This window comes from Sulfuricurvum sp. (genome assembly GCF_028712165.1).
Classification (GTDB): Bacteria; Campylobacterota; Campylobacteria; order Campylobacterales; family Sulfurimonadaceae; genus Sulfuricurvum.
In genome coordinates this window covers 1-3,391 of the sequence record NZ_JAQTQR010000119.1, presented here as the reverse complement: position 1 = coordinate 3,391, position 3,391 = coordinate 1, and the positions used below count along the sequence as shown (strand labels likewise).

The following is a 3,391-nucleotide window of genomic DNA, read 5'->3' as shown; positions in this document are numbered from 1 at the left end:
ATAGAGATACAGATACCTTCATAATTTTGAACGCGTGATTTGTCACCTTCTTTAATGGTTACTGCCAAACGAAGAGTGTCACCCGCGCGGAACTCAGGAACGTTTTTGCTAGCGATTTGTGCTTGCTCGAAACTTGCAATGTACTTATTTTTCATAAGATGTCCTTATTTTATGCTTTTGAAGCTGCTCCGGTCTGAAGTATTTTGTTTTGCATTCAGACAGAGACGATTTTAGTGCACGAATTTTACTGTGATTTCCCTTTAAGTATTCTGATGGAACACTCATATTCTCATAAACAGGGGGTTTTCCGAATGAAGGGGCTTCGAGAAGTGGCGATTCGAAACTCTCGTATTCTAAAGACTCGCTGTTTCCCAAAACTCCTTCGATATTTCGGACGATTGCATCGGTCATAACCAAAGAGGGAAGTTCCCCTCCGGTGAGGACATAATCGCCGATGCTGAACACTTCATCACCAAAGCGTTCAACAACCCGTTCATCAATCCCTTCATACCGTCCGCTTACAAAGACCACATGGGACTTTGTAGCAAGACGTTTGGCATCGTTTTGGGTAAATTGTTTTCCTACCGGAGCAACAAAAATAATATGGGACTCATCGTCCAATGTTTGAAGAGCATCAAACAACGGTTGAGGAGTCATCACCATACCGGCTCCGCCACCAGCAGCCGTATCGTCTACTTTATGGTGGCGTGAAGCGCTATAGTCTCTCGGATTGAGATACGAAACTGAAAATTTCCCCGATTCTATACCCCGTTTGAGGATAGAATCCTGAAAATATCCCTCGATAAGATTGGAAAATATAGTGACATACGTAAAATGCATTACGACGCCTCTAACAGATCCAATCCGCCCTCTACAGTAATCACCTTGGAGGTTGCATCAGTGCTTAATACAAATCGATCGATGTAAGGGATTAAAAACGTGTTGGGAAGCCCTTTGCTAACAAACGACGAATCGGTTGTCACCAAAAGATAATCCAATGGTCCGATACGTTCAATCTCTTGTACTTTTCCTAGAAGCGTCTCACCCTCGACAACACTGGAACCGAGAAGATCAAACCAGAAAAACTCACCTTCACTAAGGTTACAACGCTCGCGTGTTGCCTCAAAAGTGGTAAAGAGTTTTGCATTGGTCAGAGCTTTGGCCGCTTCCGGGGAATCGATCCCTTTTAAATGAACCAATTCACGATCGGGATTATAGGAGGTAAGAGTCACTTCTTTACCGTTTTCCAGAAGAAAGGAGGCATTAGCACTAAATTGTTCAGGAAAATCGGTAGAGAGGTTAAGTCTCATATCACCCTTTAAACCGACAACTCGGCCTAAAGTAGCAACATGCAAGAGATCTTGCGAAGGTGAATTACGAAAGCGGTTCGACATTGATACGGTAACTTTTCCCGTCTTTGGCTTTGCAACCGGAAATGACGGTTTTGATCGCACCGATCATCTTACCCTCTTTTCCGATAAGCTTGCCCACATCCGCCTGATTGGCGTACAAAACGATTTCGGTCACTTCGTCGCCATCATGCGACTCCACCCGAATTTCTTCGGGATAAGACGCTATTAACTTAGCAAAACCTGCGACGAAGTCCGCGACCATCATTATTTACCGGTAATTTTTTTAACGCGGTCTGACATTTGAGCACCAACGCTCAACCAATAGTTTAGACGCTCTTCATCTACTTTTGTAGTGATAGGATCTGTCATCGGATTGTAGTACCCGATCAATTCGATCCAACCACCGTCGCGGCGTTTGCGACTATCGGTTACCGCGATACGGTAGAAAGGTTGTTTTTTACGACCCATACGGGTTAAACGGATGACTGTTGCCATTGTGTGTCCTTTAAATGTTTTTTGCACCAAGAAGCTTAGAAGAGTGTTTTACCCACAAAAGTAAAAGAAAAACGTCTAAGCTGCTTCAAATGCTAAGCTGTAAACTCCGATGAGTCTATAGCTTAGCATTCCTGCAGAGCAAGATTAACGCGGTATCCGCGAACCTTGCATTTGACCCATCATATTTTGAAGGTCTTTCATCCCCGATTTACCGGAAAAGCGTTTTGCCATTTTCGAAGCATTTTTAAATTGTTTCAAAATTTGGTTAACCTGAACGATATCCAGGCCGCACCCTTTTGCCAAACGTGCCTTTCGGCTGTTGTTAAGCAATTCGGGATCTTCACGTTCTTTCATTGTCATCGATGAAACCAACGCTTTTATACGTTTAAGTTCACCTGAGTTTTCAAGATCGAAATCTTTGAGCGCGGAAGCCATTCCGCCCATACCCGGGATCATCCCCATAATGGATTTCATGCTCCCCATTTTTTTGAGGCTCTCCATTTGTTCTAAAAAGTCGTTAAAGTTAAACTCACCTTTTTTGATCTTTTTAGTAAGAGCTTTTGCTTTTTTCTCATCGATAACGGATGCCGTTCTCTCCGCCAATCCCTCGATATCACCCAATCCCATAAGACGGTTGACAATACGATCCGGCAAGAAGATTTCGAGATCTTCCATTTTTTCGCCCGCACCGATAAATCGAAGCGGTACTTGGATTTGAGAAGCGATACCGAGAGCTACGCCCCCTTTGGAATCACCGTCATATTTGGTGAGTATAACCCCATCAATGCCGATTTTTTCGTTAAACGTTGCGGCGGTGCGAACCGCGTCTTGACCGCTTAATGAGTCGGCTACGTAGAAAATCTCATGCGGATTGGCAACCGCTTTGACTTCAGCGAGTTCACCCATGAGTTCATCATCAATCGCCAAACGTCCGGCAGTATCGATCAATACGACATCAACCAAGACTTTTTTAGCGTGCTCAAGCGCTGCTTTGACTACTTCTACCGGATTTTTCGTTGCGTCATCGGCATAAAGTTCAACATCGATACCCGCACACACTTGGCGAAGCTGCTCAACCGCTGCAAGACGCTGTAAGTCTGCCGCAACGACCAAAACCCGTTTTTTCTGACGGGTTTTAAGCCAGTTAGCCAGCTTCCCGGTCGTTGTTGTTTTACCCGAACCTTGTAACCCCGTCATCAAAATAACAGTCGGAGATACCGGAGCGTAAACGAATCCCGATTTCCCTTTTACATCCAAAAGAGCGTACAAAGACTTACGAAGCGCATCCAGGAATTGATCTTTTCCGATACCGCTTTGTTTGGTTTGAATCTCAACCGAATCGATCAGTTCTTTAACGACTTTGTGATTTACATCGGCTTTCAACAACGCTTTTTTAAGCTCGCCAAGTGCCTTGGTCAACGCCTTTTCGTCGTCGTGAAAACGGATTTTGCGTATTGCGGATGTAAACGATTCGGTTAGCGTATCAAACACTAAAAACTCCTAAATGATAACTGTACAGGGGGTAAAAATTTCCGAATTATACT

Annotated in this window: 6 protein-coding genes; all 6 read right to left on the bottom strand. The window is 44.1% G+C overall.

The genetic code is table 11. The annotated features are described in order from the left end of the window. A partial coding sequence (locus tag PHP90_RS13755; protein WP_299931039.1) for a 50S ribosomal protein L19 occupies positions 1-155 on the bottom strand: 155 nt, incomplete at its 3' end. Continuing rightward, positions 145-840 (bottom strand): tRNA (guanosine(37)-N1)-methyltransferase TrmD, encoded by a 696-nt coding sequence (gene trmD, locus PHP90_RS13750; protein WP_299931036.1) that lies wholly within the window; start codon positions 838-840, stop codon positions 145-147. The genes trmD and PHP90_RS13755, both read right to left, overlap by 11 nt. Then, positions 840-1,394, bottom strand: coding sequence for a ribosome maturation factor RimM (rimM, locus tag PHP90_RS13745; protein ID WP_299931034.1), 555 nt, complete (start codon positions 1,392-1,394; stop codon positions 840-842). Before rimM ends, trmD begins: the two co-directional genes overlap by 1 nt. Then, entirely contained in the window at positions 1,375-1,614 is a 240-nt protein-coding gene (locus PHP90_RS13740) for a KH domain-containing protein (RefSeq protein ID WP_299931038.1), read from the bottom strand. The genes rimM and PHP90_RS13740 overlap by 20 nt, the downstream gene beginning before the upstream one ends. A 2-nt stretch (positions 1,615-1,616) precedes the next feature. Beyond that, positions 1,617-1,847, bottom strand: coding sequence for a 30S ribosomal protein S16 (rpsP, locus tag PHP90_RS13735; protein ID WP_013459360.1), 231 nt, complete (start codon positions 1,845-1,847; stop codon positions 1,617-1,619). Positions 1,848-1,991: 144 nt separating this feature from the next. After that, a complete protein-coding gene (ffh, locus tag PHP90_RS13730) occupies positions 1,992-3,338 on the bottom strand; it encodes a signal recognition particle protein (RefSeq protein WP_299931032.1) in 1,347 nt (448 codons plus the stop codon). Between the last annotated feature and the right edge of the window lie 53 nt (positions 3,339-3,391).

What these genes read in the sequence shown, in the direction of transcription:
- trmD (WP_299931036.1), bottom strand. Translation starts at nt 840, where the DNA reads ATGCATTTTACGTATGTCACTATATTTTCCAATCTTATCGAGGGATAT.
- rimM (WP_299931034.1), bottom strand. Translation starts at nt 1,394, where the DNA reads ATGTCGAACCGCTTTCGTAATTCACCTTCGCAAGATCTCTTGCATGTT.
- PHP90_RS13740 (WP_299931038.1), bottom strand. Translation starts at nt 1,614, where the DNA reads ATGGTCGCGGACTTCGTCGCAGGTTTTGCTAAGTTAATAGCGTCTTAT.
- rpsP (WP_013459360.1), bottom strand. Translation starts at nt 1,847, where the DNA reads ATGGCAACAGTCATCCGTTTAACCCGTATGGGTCGTAAAAAACAACCT.